The 19,803-nt window shown below is 73.9% G+C and carries 19 protein-coding genes; 9 read left to right on the top strand and 10 right to left on the bottom strand.

Features of this window, described 5'->3' with window-relative positions:
- Positions 1 to 118 precede the first annotated feature (118 nt).
- Both ACIQMV_RS22715 and ACIQMV_RS22720 read left to right on the top strand, forming a co-directional pair.
- Positions 119 to 1,087: a ribose-phosphate diphosphokinase gene (locus tag ACIQMV_RS22715; protein ID WP_402595208.1), complete on the top strand. Its 969-nt coding sequence runs from the start codon at positions 119 to 121 to the stop codon at positions 1,085 to 1,087.
- Positions 1,088 to 1,252: 165 nt separating this feature from the next.
- Positions 1,253 to 1,636, top strand: a complete 384-nt coding sequence (locus ACIQMV_RS22720; RefSeq protein WP_141355510.1) for an anti-sigma factor antagonist — start codon at positions 1,253 to 1,255, stop codon at positions 1,634 to 1,636.
- Between the two features lie 39 nt (positions 1,637 to 1,675).
- Here the strand turns inward: ACIQMV_RS22720 and ACIQMV_RS22725 are convergent, their stop codons facing one another.
- On the bottom strand, positions 1,676 to 2,626 hold the full coding sequence (locus ACIQMV_RS22725) for an NADP-dependent oxidoreductase (protein ID WP_402595046.1): 951 nt from the start codon (positions 2,624 to 2,626) through the stop codon (positions 1,676 to 1,678).
- A 205-nt stretch (positions 2,627 to 2,831) separates the two neighbouring features.
- Here ACIQMV_RS22725 and ACIQMV_RS22730 point away from each other — a divergent pair, with 205 nt between their 5' ends.
- The gene (locus ACIQMV_RS22730; protein WP_402595048.1) at positions 2,832 to 3,224 is read left to right on the top strand and encodes a VOC family protein; all 393 of its coding nucleotides are present in this window, start codon (positions 2,832 to 2,834) and stop codon (positions 3,222 to 3,224) included.
- An 85-nt stretch (positions 3,225 to 3,309) separates the two neighbouring features.
- Here ACIQMV_RS22730 and ACIQMV_RS22735 read toward each other — a convergent pair whose 3' ends face one another.
- From ACIQMV_RS22735 to ACIQMV_RS22750, 4 genes are all read right to left on the bottom strand, one after another.
- Entirely contained in the window at positions 3,310 to 3,609 is a 300-nt protein-coding gene (locus ACIQMV_RS22735) for a DUF4235 domain-containing protein (protein ID WP_141355504.1), read from the bottom strand.
- A 62-nt stretch (positions 3,610 to 3,671) separates the two neighbouring features.
- Positions 3,672 to 4,691 (bottom strand): glutathione S-transferase family protein, encoded by a 1,020-nt coding sequence (locus ACIQMV_RS22740; RefSeq protein WP_401777227.1) that lies wholly within the window; start codon positions 4,689 to 4,691, stop codon positions 3,672 to 3,674.
- Between the two features lie 196 nt (positions 4,692 to 4,887).
- A complete protein-coding gene (locus tag ACIQMV_RS22745) occupies positions 4,888 to 5,337 on the bottom strand; it encodes a nitroreductase family deazaflavin-dependent oxidoreductase (RefSeq protein WP_402595051.1) in 450 nt (149 codons plus the stop codon).
- 478 nt (positions 5,338 to 5,815) lie between these two features.
- Positions 5,816 to 6,448: a LysE family transporter gene (locus tag ACIQMV_RS22750; RefSeq protein ID WP_402595052.1), complete on the bottom strand. Its 633-nt coding sequence runs from the start codon at positions 6,446 to 6,448 to the stop codon at positions 5,816 to 5,818.
- Between the two features lie 279 nt (positions 6,449 to 6,727).
- On the opposite strand from ACIQMV_RS22750, the gene ACIQMV_RS22755 reads away from it, so the two are divergent.
- The 5 genes from ACIQMV_RS22755 to ACIQMV_RS22775 all read left to right on the top strand — a co-directional run bounded on the left by ACIQMV_RS22755 (position 6,728) and on the right by ACIQMV_RS22775 (position 12,376).
- Positions 6,728 to 7,933, top strand: coding sequence for a cytochrome P450 (locus ACIQMV_RS22755; RefSeq protein WP_402595054.1), 1,206 nt, complete (start codon positions 6,728 to 6,730; stop codon positions 7,931 to 7,933).
- Between the two features lie 12 nt (positions 7,934 to 7,945).
- Positions 7,946 to 8,143: a ferredoxin gene (locus ACIQMV_RS22760; RefSeq protein ID WP_055571498.1), complete on the top strand. Its 198-nt coding sequence runs from the start codon at positions 7,946 to 7,948 to the stop codon at positions 8,141 to 8,143.
- 141 nt (positions 8,144 to 8,284) lie between these two features.
- On the top strand, positions 8,285 to 8,866 hold the full coding sequence (locus tag ACIQMV_RS22765) for a flavoprotein (protein WP_402595210.1): 582 nt from the start codon (positions 8,285 to 8,287) through the stop codon (positions 8,864 to 8,866).
- Between the two features lie 33 nt (positions 8,867 to 8,899).
- Complete coding sequence (locus ACIQMV_RS22770) at positions 8,900 to 9,868, top strand: aldo/keto reductase (protein WP_141355494.1); 969 nt, start codon at positions 8,900 to 8,902, stop codon at positions 9,866 to 9,868.
- A 267-nt stretch (positions 9,869 to 10,135) separates the two neighbouring features.
- The gene (locus ACIQMV_RS22775; protein ID WP_402595056.1) at positions 10,136 to 12,376 is read left to right on the top strand and encodes a ricin-type beta-trefoil lectin domain protein; all 2,241 of its coding nucleotides are present in this window, start codon (positions 10,136 to 10,138) and stop codon (positions 12,374 to 12,376) included.
- A 6-nt stretch (positions 12,377 to 12,382) separates the two neighbouring features.
- Here the strand turns inward: ACIQMV_RS22775 and ACIQMV_RS22780 are convergent, their stop codons facing one another.
- The 4 genes from ACIQMV_RS22780 to ACIQMV_RS22795 all read right to left on the bottom strand — a co-directional run bounded on the left by ACIQMV_RS22780 (position 12,383) and on the right by ACIQMV_RS22795 (position 16,592).
- Positions 12,383 to 12,877, bottom strand: a complete 495-nt coding sequence (locus ACIQMV_RS22780) for a universal stress protein (RefSeq protein ID WP_402595058.1) — start codon at positions 12,875 to 12,877, stop codon at positions 12,383 to 12,385.
- 20 nt (positions 12,878 to 12,897) lie between these two features.
- Positions 12,898 to 14,100, bottom strand: a complete 1,203-nt coding sequence (locus tag ACIQMV_RS22785; protein ID WP_402595060.1) for an arsenic transporter — start codon at positions 14,098 to 14,100, stop codon at positions 12,898 to 12,900.
- 142 nt (positions 14,101 to 14,242) lie between these two features.
- The gene (locus tag ACIQMV_RS22790) at positions 14,243 to 14,965 is read right to left on the bottom strand and encodes a DUF4232 domain-containing protein (protein ID WP_402595061.1); all 723 of its coding nucleotides are present in this window, start codon (positions 14,963 to 14,965) and stop codon (positions 14,243 to 14,245) included.
- Between the two features lie 262 nt (positions 14,966 to 15,227).
- Positions 15,228 to 16,592 carry a serine/threonine-protein kinase gene (locus ACIQMV_RS22795; RefSeq protein ID WP_402595062.1) on the bottom strand — a complete coding sequence of 455 codons (1,365 nt, stop codon included), beginning with the start codon at positions 16,590 to 16,592 and terminating at the stop codon, positions 15,228 to 15,230.
- Between the two features lie 9 nt (positions 16,593 to 16,601).
- On the opposite strand from ACIQMV_RS22795, the gene ACIQMV_RS22800 reads away from it, so the two are divergent.
- The gene (locus ACIQMV_RS22800) at positions 16,602 to 17,189 is read left to right on the top strand and encodes an RNA polymerase sigma factor (protein WP_172632755.1); all 588 of its coding nucleotides are present in this window, start codon (positions 16,602 to 16,604) and stop codon (positions 17,187 to 17,189) included.
- 13 nt (positions 17,190 to 17,202) lie between these two features.
- On the opposite strand, the gene ACIQMV_RS22805 is transcribed toward ACIQMV_RS22800, so the two are convergent.
- The gene (locus ACIQMV_RS22805; protein ID WP_402595064.1) at positions 17,203 to 19,578 is read right to left on the bottom strand and encodes a SpoIIE family protein phosphatase; all 2,376 of its coding nucleotides are present in this window, start codon (positions 19,576 to 19,578) and stop codon (positions 17,203 to 17,205) included.
- Positions 19,579 to 19,803: the final 225 nt, after the last annotated feature.

A 19,803-nucleotide genomic window follows, 5' to 3' on the forward strand; every position in this document is an offset into this window, starting at 1 on the left:
CGCAGGGCGGTGAAGCGCCGTGGGGCCCGTCTGGCCCCGGCGGCGGCGTACCGCGGCCCGTCAGCGGGCGATCAGTAGCATGAGCCGGGAGCCGGAAATGATCAGCGAGGAGCGGATCGTGCGAGACATCGCGGTGTTCAGCGGCAGCGCCCACCCCGACCTGGCGGCGGAGGTCTGCGCCCATCTGGGTGTGCCCCTCAGCCCGGCGCGGGTCAGCCGGTTCGCCAACGACTGCCTGGAGGTGCAGCTCCGGGCGAACTGCCGGGAGCGGGACGTCTTCCTCATCCAGCCGCTGGTCAAGCCGGTGCAGGAGCATCTCGTGGAGCTGCTGCTGATGTGCGACGCGGCCCGCGGCGCCTCCGCCGGGCGGATCACCGTCGTGATGCCGCACTACTCCTACGCCCGCTCGGACAAGAAGGACGCGCCGCGTATCTCGCTGGGCGGCCGGCTGGTGGCCGATCTGCTGGTCGCGGCCGGCGCGAGCCGTGTGCTGGCGATGACGCTGCACGCCCCGCAGGTGCACGGCTTCTTCTCGGTGCCGGTCGACCATCTGCACGCGCTGCGTGAACTCGCCGAACACTTCCGGCAGTACGACCTGTCCCGCACCACCGTGGTCTCCCCGGACCTGGGCAACGCCAAGGAGGCGGCCGCGTTCGCCCGGATGATCGGGGCCCGGGTGGCCGCCGGGGCCAAGCAGCGCTACGCCGACGACCGGGTGACTATCAGCTCCGTCATCGGCGATGTGGCCGGGCGGGACGTCATCGTGCTGGACGACGAGATCGCCAAGGGCAGTACGGTGCTCGAACTGCTCCACCGGTTACGAGAGTTGGGGCCCCGCTCCATCCGCGTCGCCTGCACCCACGGCCTGTTCGCGGCGGGTGCCCTCAAACGGCTGACCGAGCAGAGCGACGTCCTGGAGATCGTGTGCACCAACACCGTGCCGGTGCCGGTGGGGGACGAGGAGCACCGGGCCCACAAGGACAAGCTGCGGATCCTGTCCATCGCCCCGGCCCTCGCGGAGGCCGTACGCCGCATCCACAACGGCGAGTCGGTCAGCGCCCTGTTCGACGCACCGCCCACCGAGTAGCCGTAGTCGGCTGCAATTCGGAGACATATGTCAACCGAACATGCTGGAATTCACTCCTACGAGGGTAACTTGCTGAGCAAGTAGGGGTGTTGGGCCCCAAGGGTCGGGGGATGCTGTGATCTCCGGGCCCGTCGTACTTGGAGCCGGTTGGAGGGGAATGCCGTCGTGCAGCAGGATCCTGCGCCGCCGTTCACCCGGCATCTGCGCGTCCATCGGGACCGCGGGCACACCGTGCTGGAGTTCCGCGGCGAGATCGACATCGCCGCGGAGGCACAGATCGCCCCCCACATCGACCGGGCCACCGCACGGCCCGGGGCCCGGGTCGTGATCGACCTGAGCCGGGTGGACTTCTTCGACTGCTCAGGGCTGCGCCTGCTGTACCGGGCCCGCGGCCGGGTCCTCGACCACGGCGGAGAGCTGCACCTGGTGTGCACACACCCGCTGACCCTGCGCATCCTGAAGGTCACCGGGCTGTCCCGGCTGCTACCCCCGCAGCCGACGCTGGAGGCGGCGCTGGAACAGCACGGGGCCGCGTCCGGCTCCGTGTGACCGGGGGGATCGCCGGACCGTGTGCCCGGTCACCGGGCGTCAGTCCATCAGCAGGACCAGCTTGCCCGTGGTGCGGCCGGTTTCGCCGAGCTCGTGCGCCCTGGCGGCCTCGGCCGGCCGGAAGGTACCGGCGATCGTGGCGCGCAGCCTGCCCTGTTCGACGAGCTGCGCGATCGACTTCATGCCGTGGTGGTCGGCGTCGACGAGCATCCGGACCGCCCGGACGCCGAGCCGCTCGGCCTCGTGGTAGAGCTCGTCGGAGCCGACCGGCAGGATCGACACCAGGAGGCCGCCCGGGCGCAGCACCCGCAGCGAACGGAGCGAGGTGTCGCCGCCGATGGTGTCGAGCACGACGTCGACGTCCCGTACCGCCTCGGTGAAGTCGGTCGAGCGGTAGTCGACCGGCTCGTCCACACCGATGCCGCGCAGGAAGTCGTGCTTGCCCGCGCCGGCGGTGCCGAAGACGTACGCGCCGCGCGCCTTGGCGATCTGCACGGCCACATGGCCGACTCCGCCGGCCGCCGCGTGGATCAACACCCGCTGTCCCGCTTGGAGATCCGCCCGCTCCACCAGCGCCTGCCACGCGGTCAGCGACACCAGCGGCAGCGCGCCCGCCCCGGTGTGGTCGATCGCGTCCGGCTTCGGCGCGAAGGCCCGGGCCGGAGCGGTCACGTACTCGGCGTGCGAGCCGTGGCCGAACGGGTACGGCAGCATGCCGAAGACCTCGTCCCCGGGCCGGAAGAGGGAGGCTCCGATGCCCGTCGCCTCGACCACCCCGGAGACGTCCCAGCCCAGCACGAACGGCGGTTCGCCGAGGAAGCCGCCGTTGGCCCGGTGTTTCCAGTCCGTGGGGTTCACCCCGGCGGCCCGCACCCGCACCAGCACCTCGTTGGGTCTGGGCACGGGCCGCTCCAGTTCGATTTCCCGCAGCACCTCGGGACCGCCGAGGACGTCCTGACCGATCGCGCGCATCGTCTCCATGCGGTTCATGGTGGACGAGCCTGCCCGCGCCCGCCCGCTCATCCGGCGGCGCGTCCCGCGGGTCCGGGCTCTCCTTGTGCTGCCACCGCCTGACGGGTGGCCGGTTCCGCCGGGGTTCGTCCGCGGCGCGTGCCTGAATCCGCGGGGCCGGGACATCCGGGAGGAAGAGGTGGAGGGGCAGCCACGTCCCGCCGCCGGACCCTACGGAGGAGACATGTCACTGGTGAACGCGGGCGTCGTGGTGCTCGACTGTGCCGAGCCCGAGAAACTCGCCATGTTCTACAAGGAGTTGCTCCAGGCGCGGGAGACGGACGTGACCGCGAACCTGGTGCAGATCAGGGCCGCCGACGGACTGCGGCTCGCCTTCCGCCGCGACGCGAACGCGACCCCGCCGAGCTGGCCCCGCCCCGAGAACTCGCTCCAGGCGCACCTGGACTTCCTGGTGGAGGACCTGGACGCGGCCGAGCGCCGAGTCGTCGAACTCGGCGGCCGCCCCGTCGAAGCCAAGGACGCCCCCGGCCCGTACGAGGAACGTGGCTGTTCCGACCCGGCCGGTCACACCTTCACCCTCCGCCGCGTCCCCCACGCCGGCCCCGAACAGGGCTGACCGAGGCAGGCGGCGGTGTGGCCGGCCGCCCCCGCCGGCCACCGCCCCCGCGGGTGCGGTCACCGGGCTTCCACGGCGGCGTGGGTCAGTCGTGGTCGTCCCTGACCTTGGCGGGCCAGACGCCGAGCGAGCGCTCGACGGCGGTGGCGCCCGCCCGGTCGACGGCACTGCGCACGACGGCGAAGATGGCGCCCTGGACGGCCGCGGCGAGCAGGATCTCGCCCCAGCGGCGGTCCTCGTCGAGCGCCTCGGGGACCTCCTCCTCGTGACGGATGGCCTTCCACGTCGCGCGGAACGCCAAGCCCGCCAGCGTGCCGCCGACCCAGCCCAGCGCGAAGCCGACGGGCTGGTAGGCGAGCGGGATCTTGTGCTTCTTCTTGGCCATCGGTGTCTCCTCTGCGGGTACGGGGGTCGCCGGTGCGGTCGCCGGGGCGGGCGCCGGGGCCGTCAGGGCCGGCCTCGCGGCGGAACCTCCTCGCCGGGCCGTACGGGACCCGGAGGGGTCCCGTCGCCGAACGGGCGCCCGCCGAGCTCCTCGCGGTGATGCGGACTCAGCCATCCGGACAGGTCCGGCCCGAGCGGCACGATCCGAGTCGGGTTGAGGCCCGTGTGCACCTGGTAGTAGTGCCGCTTGATGTGGTCGAAGTCGACCGTGTCCCCGAAACCGGGGGTCTGGTACAGGTCCCGGCTGTACGCCCACAGCACGGGGTTCTCGGCGAGCTTCCACAGATTGCACTTGAAGTGGCCGTGGTAGACGGCGTCGAACCGGACCAGCGTGGTGAACAGCCGGATGTCCGCCTCGGTGATCGTGTCGCCCACGAGGTAGCGCTGCCCGGCCAGGCGGGACGCCAGCAGCTCCAGCCGCCGGAACACGCCCGAGCAGGCGGCCTCGTACTCCTCCTGGTTCGAGGCGAAGCCCGCCCGGTACACACCGTTGTTGACGTCCTCGTACACCTCCGCCATCACCGTGTCGATCTCGTCGCGCCGCGCCCGCGGGTACAGGTCCGGCGCGCCGGGCCGGTGCAGCGCGCTCCATTCGGTGGCGAGGTCGAGCGTGATCTGCTGGAAGTCGTTGGTGACCAGCTCGCCGCTGGGCACGTCGACGACCGCGGGCACGCTCACCCCACCGGGGTAGCCGGTCTCCCGCCGGTCGTAGGCCTCGCTGAGGAAACGGATCCCGAGTACGGGATCCCGGCCGTCGGCGTCGAGTGTGAAGCGCCAGCTCCGGTCGTCCTGGATCGGATCCACGACGGCCAGCGACAGGGCGTCCTCCAGTCCCAGCAGCCGCCGGGAGACCAGTGACCTGCTCGCCCACGGGCAGGCACGGCTGACGACCAGCCGGTAACGTCCGGCCTCCACCGGCCAGCCGTCCCGCCCGTCGGCGGTGATCCGGTCCGCGAAGTGGCTCTTGGACCGCTTGAAGGCCTTGTGGCCGTAGGCGTTGTTGCCCTCGCCCCCGCCGCTCATGTGTCCTCCCTGCTCGACGGATGTCCTGGTGAACACGTTCCCCGAAATCCGCCGGCGGCACGGCGTGGGCCGCGGTGGCCGGGGAGCGAGCGGGCACGAAGGGGCCCCGCCGCGACGGGGGAGCGCGGCGGGGCCTGACAGACGCATGCCCGGACGGGACGGGCTCATGCCTCCCGGCCGGACTTTCTCGCGCGGCTCAGTTCCCGGCGGCCGGTTCCAGCACGAAGACCGGGATCTCCCGCGAGGTCTTCTCCTGGTACTCGGCGTACGGGGGGAACGCGGCCACGGCCCGTTCCCACCATCGCGCCTTCTCCCCACCGGTCACCTCATGGGCCGTCATGTCCTGCTTGGCCGGACCGTCCTGGAGCTCGACGCGGGGGTCGGCCTTGAGGTTGAAGTACCAGAACGGGTGCTGGGGCGCACCGCCCTGGGAGGCCACCACGGCGTACTGCCCCTCGTGTTCCACGCGCATCAACGGTGTCTTGCGGATCCTGCCGCTCCGAGCGCCCACGGTGGTCAGCAGGATCACGGGAAGTCCCGTGTCCAGCAGCGTCGTCCCCTTGGTGCCGCCGGAGCTCTCGTACAGCTCCACCTGCTCCCGCACCCACTGGGTCGGGCTGGGCTCGTACTCGCCCTCAAGAGCCATGCCGGCCGTCCTCTCGTCGCATTCCCTGACTGATGGTGCAACGCCATTCAACATCCGCACCCCCACGATTCATCCCCACCCGCGCCCACACCGCCGGCCGGGCACGCCGCGTCGCCTCGCGGGCGGGCCGGGTCCCTCGTGGACGCATGGCGTCCCTTGCCGGCGGACTGCGTCGCTTGCAGGCGGGGGAGCCTCTCGCTGCGGGCGGGTCCCGTTTCGTGCAGCGGGCCGTGTTGCCTTGCGGGTGTACGGCGTTCTCCGCTGGTGGGGGAGCGTGTGCCCGTGGGTGGGCCTCGTTCCGTCCGGGGGGCCGCGCCCCCGTGGGCGCACGGCGCCCTCCGGGCGGACTCCGTCACCTCACTGGCGGACCGCGTCGCCCCGCGGGCGCAAGGCGCCCCCGGGCCGGCCTCCCCCTGTGGGAGGGACGCATCCCTTGGAGGAGGGTCCCGTCCCCGTGGGTGCACCGTGGGCGGGGCGCTCATCCCGTTGGCAGCAGCATTCGCAGCGCCAGTGCCGTGATCACGGCACTGGACGCCAGGGTCGTCACCAGCTGTCCCCGGGAGCCTGTCAGGGCGCGGCCGAGCAGGGCGCCGCCGCTCGCGAGCAGGAGTTGCCAGCTCGCGGACGCGGCGAGGGCCGCGAGTACGAACACCGTCTGCTGGGACGGGGGCGCGGCCTGTGTACCGCGGGTGCCGAGCACCAGCGCCGCGAAGTAGACCAGCGTGGTGGGGTTGAGCAGGGTGATCCCGAGCAGCGCCAGGTACGCACGGGCCGGGTTCACCGGCGGCGGGGCGGCCCGGGCGGCGAGCCGGTGCCCGCGGTACCGCCGCACCGCGCCGACCGCGCCCCGGACGGCCAGCGCCGCGAGCAGCAGGGCCGACGCCCAGCGCAGCGGCACGAGCACCGGCCGCAGCGCGGCGGCCAGGGCCGAGCCGCCGAGGGTGGCGAGCAGGGCGTAGAGGCCGTCGGCCGTCGCCACGCCGAGCGCGGCGCACACACCGGTCCGCAGGGACGTACGGGCGGTCAGGGTGACGAGATAGGTCGCGACGGCGCCGACGGGTACGGCGATGCCGTAGCCCGCGAGCAGGCCCGCGACGAGCGCGGCGCTCACGACCGCGGCGGACCGGGCCTCCGGGGACGGCCGGGCTGCTGCTGGGACCGCGCGGAGAGATCGGCGGCGGACGGCAGCGGCGGGAACACATCGGTCGTGGACATGGCCGGATCCTGCAGCCCGCGCCGTTTCGGCGGCAACCGAATTACGATGCGGAATGGGTGGTTCCCAGCCAGATGCCGTAGGTCCCCGATCTGGCCGAACTTCATGTCGTGCCCTAGGTGCCCCGGGCATCTAATGAAGATCGGCACGACGCATCCTTCGTCTGCGAGGTCTTCCATGACAGACCTGACCGAACTGTCCGAGCCCGTCTCCTTTCCCCAGGACCGGGCCTGCCCCTACCACCCGCCCACCGGGTACGACCCGCTGCGCACCGCCCGGCCACTGGCCCGCATCCGGCTCTACGACGGCCGCCCGGCCTGGCTCGTGACCGGCCACGCCGTCGCCCGGGACCTGCTGGTGGACCCCCGGCTGTCCACGGACCGCACCCGCTCGGGTTTCCCGGCCACCACGCCCCGCTTCGCCGCGGTCCGCGACCGCAAACCGGCGCTCCTGGGCGTCGACGACCCCAAGCACCGCACCCAGCGGCGGATGATGATCCCGAGCTTCACCCTCAAGCGCGCCACCGAGCTGAGGCCGCGCATCCAGGAGATCGTCGACGAACTGCTGGACGCGATGATCGCGCAGGGACCGCCCGTCGACCTGGTGCGCGCCTTCGCGCTGCCGGTGCCGTCCATGGTGATCTGCGCCCTGCTCGGCGTGCCCTACGCCGACCACGAGTTCTTCGAGGAGCAGTCGAGGCGGCTGCTGCGCGGACCGACGGCCGAGGACACGCAGGACGCCCGGGACCGGCTGGCGGAGTACCTGGAGGAGCTGATCGACCAGAAGCGTCGGCAGCCCGGCGAGGGCCTGCTGGACGAACTCGTCCAGCAGCGGTTGCACGAGGGTGAGCTGGACCGCGAGGAGCTGACCGCGCTGGCGATGATCCTCCTGGTCGCGGGCCACGAGACCACCGCCAACATGATCTCCCTGGGTACCTACACGCTCCTGCTGCACCCCGACCGGCTGACCGAGCTGCGCGCCGACCCCACGCTGCTGCCGGACGCGATCGAGGAACTCATGCGGATGCTGTCCATCGCGGACGGGCTGCTGCGCCAGGCCACCGAGGACATCGAGATCGCCGGGACCACGATCAGGGCCGGGGACGGCGTGGTCTTCTCCACCTCCGTCATCAACCGCGACGAGGAGGTCTACCCGGCGCCCGACACCCTCGACTTCCACCGTTCGGCCCGCCATCACGTCGCCTTCGGCTTCGGCATCCACCAGTGCCTCGGCCAGAACCTCGCCCGCACCGAGCTGGAGATCGCCCTGCGCACGCTCCTCGAACGGCTGCCCGGGCTCCGGCTCGCCGCCCCGCCGGAGGAGATTCCCTTCAAACCCGGCGACACCATCCAGGGGATGCTGGAACTCCCCGTCAGCTGGTAAGAGGCTGCCTTCATGCACATCGAGATCGACAAGGACCGCTGCATCGGCGCCGGACAGTGCGCCCTGACCGCGCCGGGTGTGTTCACCCAGGACGACGACGGCTTCAGCGCCCTGCTGCCCGGCCGGGAGGACGGCGCCGGCGACCCGCTGGTCCGGGAGGCCGCTCGGGCCTGCCCCGTGGGCGCCATCACGCTGTCCGAGGACGAGTAACGGGCCACGCCGGCCACCGGTCCGCCGCGGGACGCGGCGGTCGGCGGGCCGGCTGCCCGTCGTGCCGCCCCGTGGCCCCGGCGGCGCGGGATTGACTAGGGTTCCCGGGTGAGCGAACAGGCCCAGAAGCCCTCCGGGGCAATGCCCGGGACGAAGTCCGGGACAGCGTCCGGGAAACCCTTCCTCTACGTCGTCGTCTGCGCCGCCGGCATTGCCGAGGGCGTCAGCAAGCTGATCACCGCCGCGCAGGAACGGGGCTGGGAGGTCGGTGTCATCGCGACCCCGGTCGCCATGGGCGGCTTCTTCGACACCGCCGGGGTCGAGGCGCTGACCCGCCGCCCCATACGGTCGGCCTGGCGCACGCCGGCCGACCCGCGCCCGTTCCCGCCGCCGGACGCCGTGGTCGTGGCGCCCGCCACCTTCAACACGCTCAACAAGTGGGCCGCCGGGACCGCCGACACGCTCGCCCTGGGCACCCTGTGCGAGACGTACGGCCTGGGCGTCCCGGTCGTGGTCCTGCCGTGCGTGTCCGACACCCTCGCCGCCCACCCCGCCTACCGGGAGAGCCTCGCCCGCCTGCGCGGGATGGGCGTCCGCTTCGGGGAGCCGTTCTCCGGCGAACCGGCGCGGGACGGCGGCCGGCCCGCGTTCGGCTGGGAACGGGCACTGGACCTGCTGGACACGTTTCCGACGCGGACGCCCGCGGGCCGCCCCGGCTCGTGACCGGCGACCGCACCAAGAACAGGAGCAGCAACGATGCAGTACGCAAGGCTCGGTTCGACGGGCCTCGAGGTGTCGCGGATCTGTCTGGGCTGCATGACCTACGGCGTGCCCGGCCGCGGCACGCACGAGTGGACCCTCGACGAGGAGGCGTCACGCCCGCTGATCCGGCAGGCGCTGGAAGCGGGGATCACCTTCTTCGACACGGCCAACGTCTACTCCGACGGCACCAGTGAGGAGATCGTCGGCCGCGCGCTGCGCGACTTCGCCCGCCGCGACGACATCGTGCTCGCCACCAAGGTGCACGGCCGGATGCGGCCGGGACCCAACGGCGGCGGGCTGTCCCGCAAGGCGATCATGACGGAGATCGACCACAGCCTGCGCCGGCTGGGCACCGACTACGTCGACCTGTACCAGATCCACCGCTGGGACCCGCACACGCCGGTCGAGGAGACCATGGAGGCGCTGCACGACCTGGTGAGGGCGGGCAAGGTCCGCTACATCGGGGCGAGTTCGATGTACGCCTGGCAGTTCTCCAAGGCCCAGTACACGGCCCTGCTGCACGGCTGGACCCGCTTCGCCTCCATGCAGAACCACTACAACCTGCTCTACCGCGAGGAGGAGCGGGAGATGCTTCCCCTGTGCGCGGACCAGGGCGTCGGCGTCCTGCCGTGGAGCCCGTTGGCCCGCGGCCGCCTCACCCGCGACTGGGGCACCACCACCGGGCGCAGCGCCACCGACGCCTTCGGCGGCCGGCTCTACACGGAGGGCGACCGCGGCATCGTCGAGGCCGTCACCCGCGTCGCCGGGGACCGCGGGGTCCCGCGCGCCCAGGTCGCCCTCGCCTGGCTGCTGCGCCAGGACACGGTCACGGCGCCGATCGTCGGCGCGTCCAGGCCGGAGCACCTGCGGGACGCGGTGGCCGCGGTCGAACTGGAGCTGAGCGACAAGGAGGCCGAGGAGCTGGAAGGGCCGTACACACCGCACGCCGTCAGCGGTCACTGAGGGCGGCAATTGGCCTGTGCATCGGTCAGTAATCGCATTCCATCCACGGGAATTGACAATTCGTCAACACAGGGCGCCGGGAGCGTTATGCACAAAACCGCGTGATCCCTTGTTGCTCGCCGCTGGCCTGTGCAAAGGTGTGGCCAGTCGGCGAGCAGGCCATGGGCCCACCCTCTGCGCGGTGGACGTTCGAGATGCCGACACGCCTTTCTGGGGCGGATTTTTTGGTACGGACCAAATCCGCGGTGTGTATGGAGGAATGCGGCCGTGAAAGACCCGGGCACGTCCAATTCCCCCACGTCACCCGCTCCGTTCGGTACCACGGACGAGCAGTTGAGCGCCGAACTCCGGAAGTGGACGGGTACCTCGCCCACTCTGCTGCCCGTCGGTGAACTCCTCGACCGGCACTGGGAGTCGGCCTTCGCCTACGCACGGCTGTGCGCGGACGGCCCGCATCCCGCGGGCATGCTCACCACCGCGGCCTTCACCCGCCTGTTCGGCGAGTTCCTGCGGCAGTCCGGGCCGACCGCCGCCTGGCGGCCCCAACTGCTCGTCACCGTACGCCGGATCGCGGCGGAGTGGAGCGCGGACCACCGCCAGGAGATGCTGCACCCGGAGTTGAGGGCCGCGGGCGCCGACGGAGAGCGGATCGCGCCGCGGCTGCTGCCGCCGGGTGACCGGCGTCTGCTGTCCCGTGCGTTCCAGCGGCTGCCGCAGACGGGCCGCGCCCTGTTGTGGCACGCGGAGGTCGACGCCGAACCCCTCGCCGTCCCGGCCCGGCTGCTCGGCCTCGACGAGGAGGACGCGCGCGTCGAACTCGGGCGGGCCCGGGAGCGGTTGCGCGAGGAGTGCCTCCAGGCGCACCGCGAGGTCGCACCCCGGCAGGAGTGCCTGCTCTACCTGCGACTGCTCGACGTGACCTACCGGCGCGGCGGCGTCCACGTCGACCCCGATCTGCGCACGCACCTGGCCGGCTGCACGCACTGCCGGCACACCGCCGACCAACTGGCCCAGTTCAACGCGGACCTGGGTGGCGCGCTGGCCGAGGGAGTCCTCGGCTGGGGTGCCCGCGCCTACCGTGCCTCCCGCCTGGCCGGTCCCTCGGCCCTGACGGAACCGGAACACCCCGCGCCCGCCGCCGAGTCGGGGCCCGTCGCGTCCGCCGGGGGAGGGCCGTTCGCGTCGGGGCCGGTCGCGTCCGCCGGGGGAGGGCCGTTCGCGTCGGGGTGGCCGGAGACGCCGAGCGGGGGCGAGCCTTTCGCGCCGGATCCGTCCGGTCCGGTGGCCGCCGGCCAGGCCTACCCGGCCGGGCGGCCCGACGGCCCGGGCGGCGCCCTCGGCACCGACCCGGCGGGTGGGCCCGCCCCCGAGATGTCCGCCGCCGCGCCCTTCGCGGCCCCCGTCGCTGCCGAGCCCTGGGGTTCCGCCCCGCCGCCCGCCACCGCGGCCGTCGGCCCGGCCTCGCGTGCGGCACCGGCCGGTCGCGGTACCGGGGCCGAGCCGGCCTCTGCCGATCGCAGGGCGCCAACGCCGGACACGGAGCCGGTGCCGGCCGGCCGCGGCGCCGCGGCAGCGGGACCGGGGGACGGGGTGGCGTCGGCGGGCGGGACGGCCGGGGGCCGTGCGGCCACGCGGGGGCGGTCGGCCCGGAAGGCGGCGCGGCGGGCGCGGCAGCGGAACCTGGTCATCGCGGTGGCGACGGTGAGCGGGCTGGTCGTGCTGCCGCTCACGCTGTGGGCGGTGCTCGGCTCCGGGGACGGAACCCCCACACGCGCCGAACAACAGCCCTCCGGGCCGCCCGGCACCGGCGCCTCGGCCTCCGGACCGTCGTGGACCGGAGCCGGGACGGCGGCCAGGGGCACCCTGCGCGGACGGTTGCACAACGCCGCGTCCGGACTGTGCGTCGACGTCGTCGGCGAGAAGGCCGTCGACGGCGCGGAGACCGAGCTGGCGGCCTGCTCCTCGGCCCCCGGCCAGCAGTGGGTGTACGAGACCGACGGCCTGCTGCGCAGCGGCGCCGCGCCCGGCCTGTGTCTGGACTCCCACCTCGGCTACTCGGTACGGCTCGCCCCCTGCGTGGCCGGCTCCGGACCCGGCGCCAGGAACATCCGCTACGACTTCACCCTTCAGGGCATGCTCGTACCCCGTTTCGACCAGGACCTGGCCCTGACGCCCGCCGCCACCGACGGCGGTGGCGCCCTCGTGCTCAAGACCCGCGCGAAGAACGACACCCAGCGCTGGGCGATGGACTCCTCCGCGCCGGAGCTCCAGATGGAGGTCGTCAACTGGGACCTGGACGGCGGCTCGTCGGCCCGGCCCGGCCCCGGACCATCGGAGCCTGCGAAACCGGCGGAGACACCCGCCCCGGCCCGCAGCGCGCCCCGGACGACCCCGCCGCCCACGGCCGGCAGCGCCGAGCCGTCCGCCACGGACAGCTGTTCCTCCCACGGACACCCCTGTTCGTGGGACGACCGGAACAGGCGGCACCGCCACGGCGGCGGCCGCTGAACGACGTCAGCGGTGGTGCGGCGGCGGTGGAGGGGGCATCGTCGTGAGGTCCGGCGCCGCCTCCGGCCACACCAGCAGCACCGCGCAGGGCGCGTGGTCGACGGCGAACCGCGCGGCCGGACCCAGGCTGTGCGGGCCGAGCCGCTCACGGTCGCCGTCACGGGCCAGCACCAGCAGGTCCGCGTCCTCCGCGGCCCCCACCACCTCGCGCTCCACCCGCCCGCGCCGCTCCATCCGGGTGCACGGCCGCCCGAGCCGAGTCGCGGCGGCCTCGAGCAGCTCGGCCGCCGACGTGCCGCCGAGGTCCGTCAGCAGGTCGCCCGGGTCGCGCTCGGCGCGGCCGCGGCCGAGCAGCCCGGCGAAGGCCCCGTGCGCCACCGCGGGCACCTCCGGCCCGCTGACGTGCAGCAGGACGACGTCGGACGCGTGCGGAGCATGGGTGCGCACGGCGTCCACACAGGCGGGCCAGGTGCCCTCCACCAGCCAGGTGATCACACGCATCCGGTCGGCCTCCTTCCGTGTCACAGCACCGTCAGCGCCCCCCACAGTGCCACCACGGCCGGCACGAGCGCGGCCGGCACGGCCAGCAGACCCAGCCGGGTGAACTCCTTGAGGTCCACACCGTGTTCGTGCTGGTGCACGATCCGTCGCCACAGCAGGGTCGCCAGCGACCCGGCGTAGGTGAGATTCGGGCCGATGTTGACGCCGAGCAGCACGGCGAGGACGGCCCCCGGCCCGGTCGGCGCGGTCAGCGGCAGCAGGACCAGCACCGCGGGCAGGTTGTTGATCAGGTTGGCGAGGACGGCGGCCAGCGCGGCGACGGCGAGCAGAGCGAGCAGTCCCGTACCGCCGGGCAGGAGGTGCCCGAGGGCACCGGCGAGACCGTTGTCGACCACCGCGCGGACCACGATGCCCAGGGCCAGGACGAAGGCGAGGAAGGACGGAGCAGCGGCCCGCACCACGCTCAGCGCACTCGCCCTGCGCCGCAGCAGTGCGCGCCCTGCCAGTACCAGCGCCCCCGCCAGGGCGGCCCACACCGGTGCCACGCCGAACGCGGAGGCCACGACGAACCCGGCGAGCGTGCAGGCCACGGTGACCAGGGCGAACAGCGGCAGCTCGGGTGTCTCGCCGGTGCGCGGCGAGGGCACCGCGGCGGTCAGGTCGCGGGCGAAGAAGCGCCGGAACACCACGTACTCGGCTCCGATCGCCACCAGCCACGGCAGCGCCATCAGCGCCGCGAACCGGGTGAAGCTCAGCCCGCTCTCCGCGAACGCCAGCAGGTTGGTGAGGTTGGAGACGGGCAGCAGCAGCGACGCCGTGTTGGACAGATGCGTGCAGGCGTAGACGTGCGGCTTGGGCCGTACGCCGGTGCGGGCGGCGGTGGCGAACACGACCGGCGTGAGCAGCACGACCGTGGCGTCCAGGCTGAGCACGGCGGTGATGGCGGACGCCAGCGCGAACACGGCGGTCAGCAGCCGCACCGGGCGGCCGCGCGCCCGGCGGGCCATCCACGCCCCGCAGGCATGGAACAGCCCCTCCACGTCGCAGAAGTGGGCGAGCACCAGCACCGCGGCGAGGAACCCGACCACCGGTCCCAGCCGTTCGGCCTCGGCCCGCGCGTGGTCCAGCGGGATCGCGCCGGTGGCGACGGCGATCCCGGCGGCGGGCACGGCCATGACCGCCTCGGGCCAGCCGAAGGGACGGACGACGGCCCAGGCGAGCACGGCGACGAGCAGGACGACCGAGAGGGCCTCGGCCAGCGGGGTGTTCAGAGCGGTGTTCCTCAGGACGTGACCGATGGTGCCCGCCCATCAAAGCAAAGGGCCGTGCCGGACCTGCGCGGGAGAGCGCCGCCGACGGTACGGGTCAGGGCTCGGTGCCGGGGCTGAGAACCGTCAGGAACACCGAGGAGGCGTTGCCGCCCACGGGCACCTGGCCGGCCGTCCACCTCACCGTGAGGTGGTCGCGCTCGTCCGGCGGTGTGACGATCAGCGAGGCGGGCGTCGCCGTCCTCGCCCCGCTCACTCCGGGGTTGGAGAAGGTCAGCCCCGCCCAGGCGCTCTGGCCGGGCTTCAGCGTCACCGTGGTGGGGGTGCCCGAGGACCGCCGCTTCGGGTCCGGGCCCAGCTGCCTGCCGGAGGCGTCCACGAAGGCGGCGCCGGGATAGCCGTGCACGGTGCAGGTGCGGCCGGAGGTGTTCGTCAGGACGACCGGGAAGTTCTCCTGCCCGGCGCCCGGGTTCTCACGGCCCACCGACGCCCTGAGTTCGGAGGTGTGACAGCGGGTGCTCGTGGCGGGGGCGGGGGTGCCGCCCGTGTGCCGGGCGGTGCCCGGGGCGGAGCCGGTGGCCGTGCCGCTCGGGGGCGCGGCGCCGCCGCTGGGCGCGGAGCTCGTGGCGGGAGCCGTGCCGGGGGCCGTCCCGGCGGTGGCGCCGCCGGTCGCGGGCGCGGCGGTGCCGGACACCTTCTGCGGAGCACCGCTCGTGCCGTTGCCGTTGCCGTGGCCGCAGGCGGTCAGCGGCAGGCCCAGCAGGGCGACCGCGCCGACGAGCAGGGCCGCCCGGCGGGCGGACGGGGACTTGTGCGCCATGTTCCACACTCCTGGGTCGCTCGCACGCGGTGACCGCGTGCCTACGGCGCCGGGTGCGCCGTCCTGAGTGTCCGATGCACGGACCGGGCGAAAAGTTCGCGGCCGGCCGCACCTTTCTCCCGGTGACTTCTTCTCTCCCGGTGACTTCTTCCCGCGCGGACCCCGGCCGGCTCTCACCCGTACGGGGTCGAGCGGCTCCAGCCGGTACGAGGTCGAGCGGCTCTCACCCGTACGGGGTCGACCTGCTCGACCTCGTACGGGGTCAGGTGACGCGCAGGGATCCCAGTACCCGGTCGGTCGCGTCGCCGCCGCCGCGCTGACGGATCTGCACGTACACCTGCGGCTGCCCGCCGCCGGCCGGGACCAGCGCGGTCTCCGTGAGCCGGCCGCCGCCGGGGCAGTCGCTCCAGGCCCGGATCCGGCCGTGCCACCGCCCACCGGTGTAGGCGCGGACGCCGTCGTAGTGGCAGCCCGGGTGACCGAGCGCGTCGACCCGGGCGGTGACGTCGCCGTGCTCGCTCAGTCCGGCGAACACCCCGCGTACGTCGGCCCCGAGGTCCTGCCACCGGGTCAGGTCGTCGGCGACGGCGAGCCCCGGCTCGTGCCCGGCGGGCAGCCCCAGCGCCGCGGGATCCCAGCCGGAGTCGCGCAGTTGGCGCCCCCATCCGTCGGGTACCCGCACCGCGATCCGGCCGGTGGCGTCCTCGACGCCCACGCCGGACGCCGGGGACGGCCGGTTCACCAGGGCGAAGGCGGCCCCGGCGACGGCGACGGCCGCCACGGCGGCGGCCAGCGCGACGGTCCTGGACCGCCCGCGCGGACGGACGGCGGCCGCCTGGGCCGAGGCCAGCCGTTCCAGCTCGTTTGCGAACGCCTCGGCGGTGGGCCAGCGCCGCTCCCGGTCCGGTTCCAGGGCCCGCATCAGGGCCCGGGCGACACCGGGGTCCAGGCCCGGCCGCAGCCGCTCGGGCCGTACCACCGCGCCGGGCTCGGCGGGCACCGTGCCCGTGACGAGCCGGTAGCCGACCGCGCCCAGTCCGTAGACGTCCGCCCGTGCGTCGATGCCCGCGCAGGGCCCGGCCTGCTCAGGCGGCCGGTACCCGGCCGAACCCGCCGCCAGGGTCAGCCCCGAGGCCTGCGCCAGGCTCTTGGCGAGCCCGAGATCGGCGAGCAGCACCCGGTGGGTGCCGTCCGGCGCGGTGCGCAGCAGCACGTTGCTCGGCTTGACGTCCCGGTGCACGATGCCCGCCTCGTGCAGGGCGTGGGCGGAACGGGCGGCCAGCGCGGTCAGCCGCAGGGCCTCCGGCACCGGCAGCGGACCGGCGTCGAGCAGGTCGGCGAGGGTGCCGGCGTCGGCGTACTCCATGACGAAGTACGGTCTGCCGTCGGGCAGTTCACCGATGTCGTAGACCTGGGCCACCCGGGACGAGCCGGCCCTGCGCAGCAGCCGTGCCTCGGCCAGGAACCGCTCGCGCACGTCGAGGCGGTGGGACCAGTTCTCGGCGAGGACCTTGACGGCCACGGGGGCCTCGAGCTCGTCGTCGTGGGCGAGCCACACCGTGCCGAAGGCGCCCGTGCCCAGGCGCCGTTCGAGCCGGTAGCGGCCGATCCGCTCGAGGGAGTGCATGCGACTATCATGCCTCCCCGGGATCGACGCAAAGGGGGCCTTGTCGTGCAGAACGCCGCGCCGGTCGAAGACCTCGCCCGCCGTGCCGCCGCCGGTGACGGCGCCGCGCTGGAGGCCCTGCTCCAGCAGGTCCGGCCCGAGGTGGTCCGGCGCTGCGGGCGTTTCCTGCCCTGCCGCGAGGACGCCGAGGAGGCCGCGCAGGACGTGCTGCTCCAGATCGCGCGGAGGATCACCTCCTTCGAGGGCCGCAGCCGCTTCGGCACCTGGCTCTACACGGTCGTCGCCAACTGCTGCCGCCAGAAGTACCGGGAGCTCAAGCGCCGCGCCGCCGAGCAGCCCGCGCGGATCGAGCCCGCGCAGTACGCCGACCCGCGCACCACGAGCGTCATCGCGGGCTCCCGGGTGGACCTGCTGGAGGCGCTGGACCGGCTGGAGCGGGAGCATCCCCACCTGGTGGCTCCGCTGGTGTACCGGGACATCTGCCGGCTGGAGTACGCCGAGGCCGCCGAGCGGGCGGGCATCCCGCTGGGCACGCTCAAGTCGCGGCTGTACGAGGCACGGCGGCGGGTGCGGCCCTGGCTGGCCGACGGATCCTGAGGCGCGGCCGGGCTCACTCGTCGTCGAGCAGGCTGAGCTCCGCCCAGATCGTCTTGCCCTCGGCCGTGTGCCTGCTGCCCCACCTCCGGGTGAGCTGGGCGACCAGCAGCAGGCCGCGGCCGCCCTCGTCCCAGGTCTTGGCACGGCGCAGGTGCGGAGCGGTGTGGGTGGTGTCGGACACCTCGCAGGTCAGGTGCGACTCGTCGTGGATGAGTCGGAGCCGTATGGGCGGGGTGCCGTACCGGATCGCATTGGTGACCAGCTCGCTGACCACCAGTTCGGTGGTGAACGCGGCCTCGCTCAGCCCCCAGTCGTCGAGCCGGTCGACGACCTGCTTGCGGACCGGCGCGACCAGTGACGGGTCGGCGGGGATCTCCCAGGTCGCCACCTGGGAGGGTGGCAGGGCGCGGGTGCGGGCCAGCAGTAGCGCCGCGTCGTCGGAGGCGCCGCCCGCCGGCAGCAGGGTGTGCAGGACGCGGTCGCAGATCTCCTCCAGCGAGCCGCTGCGGGCGGCCAGCGCGTCGCACAGCAGCCGGTGCCCGGCGTCGGTTTCCCGCTCGCGGCTCTCGACCAGCCCGTCGGTGTAGAAGGACAGCACGCTGCCTTCCGGCAGTTGGAGCTCGACGCTCTCGAACGGCAGCCCGCCCAGGCCCAGCGGCGGACCGGAGGGCAGCTCGACCCGGCGGGGCGGGCCGTCCGGCGGGACCAGCACCGGCGGCGGGTGCCCGGCGCGGGCGAGCGTGCAGCGCTGGGAGACCGGGTCGTACACCGCGTACAGACAGGTCGCGCCGACCTCGCCGGGCCGTCCCTCGGCCCCGGCCTCGGCGGACAACCGGGCCACCACGTCGTCCAGATGGGTGAGCAGCTCGTCCGGGGCGAGATCGATGTCGGCGAGGGTGCGCACGGCGGTGCGCAGCCGGCCCATGCTGGCCGAGGCCTGCACACCGTGCCCGAGGACGTCCCCGACGACCAGGGCGACCCGCGTCCCGGACAGCGGGATCACGTCGAACCAGTCGCCGCCCACCCCGGCCCGGGCCGCCGGGAGGTAGCGGGAGGCCGCTTCCACCGCGGCGGTCCGCGGCAGGCTGCGCGGCAACAGGCTGCGCTGGAGGGCGAGGGCGGTCTCCCGCTCGCGGGAGTAGCGCCGGGCGTTGTCGACGCAGACGGCGGCGCGGGCCGTGACCTCCTCGGCCAGCAGCACGTCGTCGGGCATGAACGGGGCGGGCTGCCGGAACCGGGTGAACACGGCGACCCCGAGGGTCACGCCCCTGGCCCGGATCGGCACGGACATCGTGGCGTGGACGCCGAGTTCGCGGGCGTGCAGGCGGCGCACCGGGTCCCAGGACAGCCACTTCTCGAGGTCGCCCGACTCCTTGGAGATCACCACGGAGTGGCCCGTGACCAGGGAGGCGCCCTGTGGGGAGGTGGCCGGGTACAGCTCGGTCCGCCCGGCGACGGCCAGCGCCTCAGGGCTGCCCGCGTTGACGGAGCGGTGGGCGGCCCGGCGCAGCACGACCGGCATCGTCACCGGCCCGGTGAGCGGTTCCCCGCCGTGCTCGGGCGGATCCAGCAGGTCGACGCTGACGAAGTCGGCGAGGGCCGGGACACAGACGTCGGCGAGTTCCTGCGCCGTCCGGGCGACGTCGAGGGTGGTGCCGATGCGGACACTCGCCTCGTTGACCAGTTGCAGCCGTTCGCGCGCCCGGTACTGCTCGGTGAAGTCGTGCGCGGCGACGCACACCCCGCGCACCCGTCCCTGCCGGTCGGTGATCGGGGACATCCGGGCCAGCCAGGCGGTCACCTGGCCGTCGCCGCCTATCGGCACATACGTCCGCACGTCGTTCCCCCGGCCGGTGGTGAGGACCCGGTGCATGTGCCGCTCGAAGTCCTCGCTCTGCCGGCGGCCGCCGATCTCGGAGAGGCGCAGGCCCCGCAGCCGATCGGCCGGCACCCCGAGCACGTCCGCCATGGCGGCGTTCATCCCGTGCAGCCGCAGCCGCTCGTCGTAGATCGCCACGGCGCAGGGGGACTGCATGAGCTCGGCCCGGACCAGCGGGTCGTCGGGGTCCGGGGGGCCGCCGCCCTCCAGCGGGGTGACCAGGAGCCAGTTGCCGCCGTCCTCGGGGCGCCGGTGGTGGGCCAGGACCCAGACGGGCACGGCACGCCCGTCGCGGTGACGCACGGTCAGCGTGCCGTTCCAGCGCGGCTCGTCGGGAAGGCGGGTGTCCGGGCGGTCGGCCAGCAGGGTCGCGGCCCGCTCGCCCAGTACCTCCTCGGGCGCCCAGCCGAGCAGTCGGCGCGCGCCCTCGTTCCATTCGACGAGGACGCCGTGCTCGTCGACGACGGCGCGAGCCGTGGCGGCATCGTCGAACGGATACACGGGGCTCATCGTCGCCACTCCATCGCGCACACTCACAGTGAACAGGTGCGTCACTTCCGTTCCAGCCTAGTGCGTACCGGCGCCGTACGGACGGCGACCCCCCTGCCGGTCGAACGCGGTCACGCGGCAGGGGGGCGCCGTGCGGCGCGCCGGCGCCGGGGACGGACGCGTCGGCGCCGCGGGGGGAAGGCCGGGGCGGCCGTCCGGCGGGAAGGCCGTGCCGGCGGCCCGGGA

The sequence above is a fragment of the Streptomyces sp. NPDC091412 genome, from assembly GCF_044756885.1.
In the GTDB taxonomy this organism is placed as follows: Bacteria; Actinomycetota; Actinomycetes; order Streptomycetales; family Streptomycetaceae; genus Streptomyces.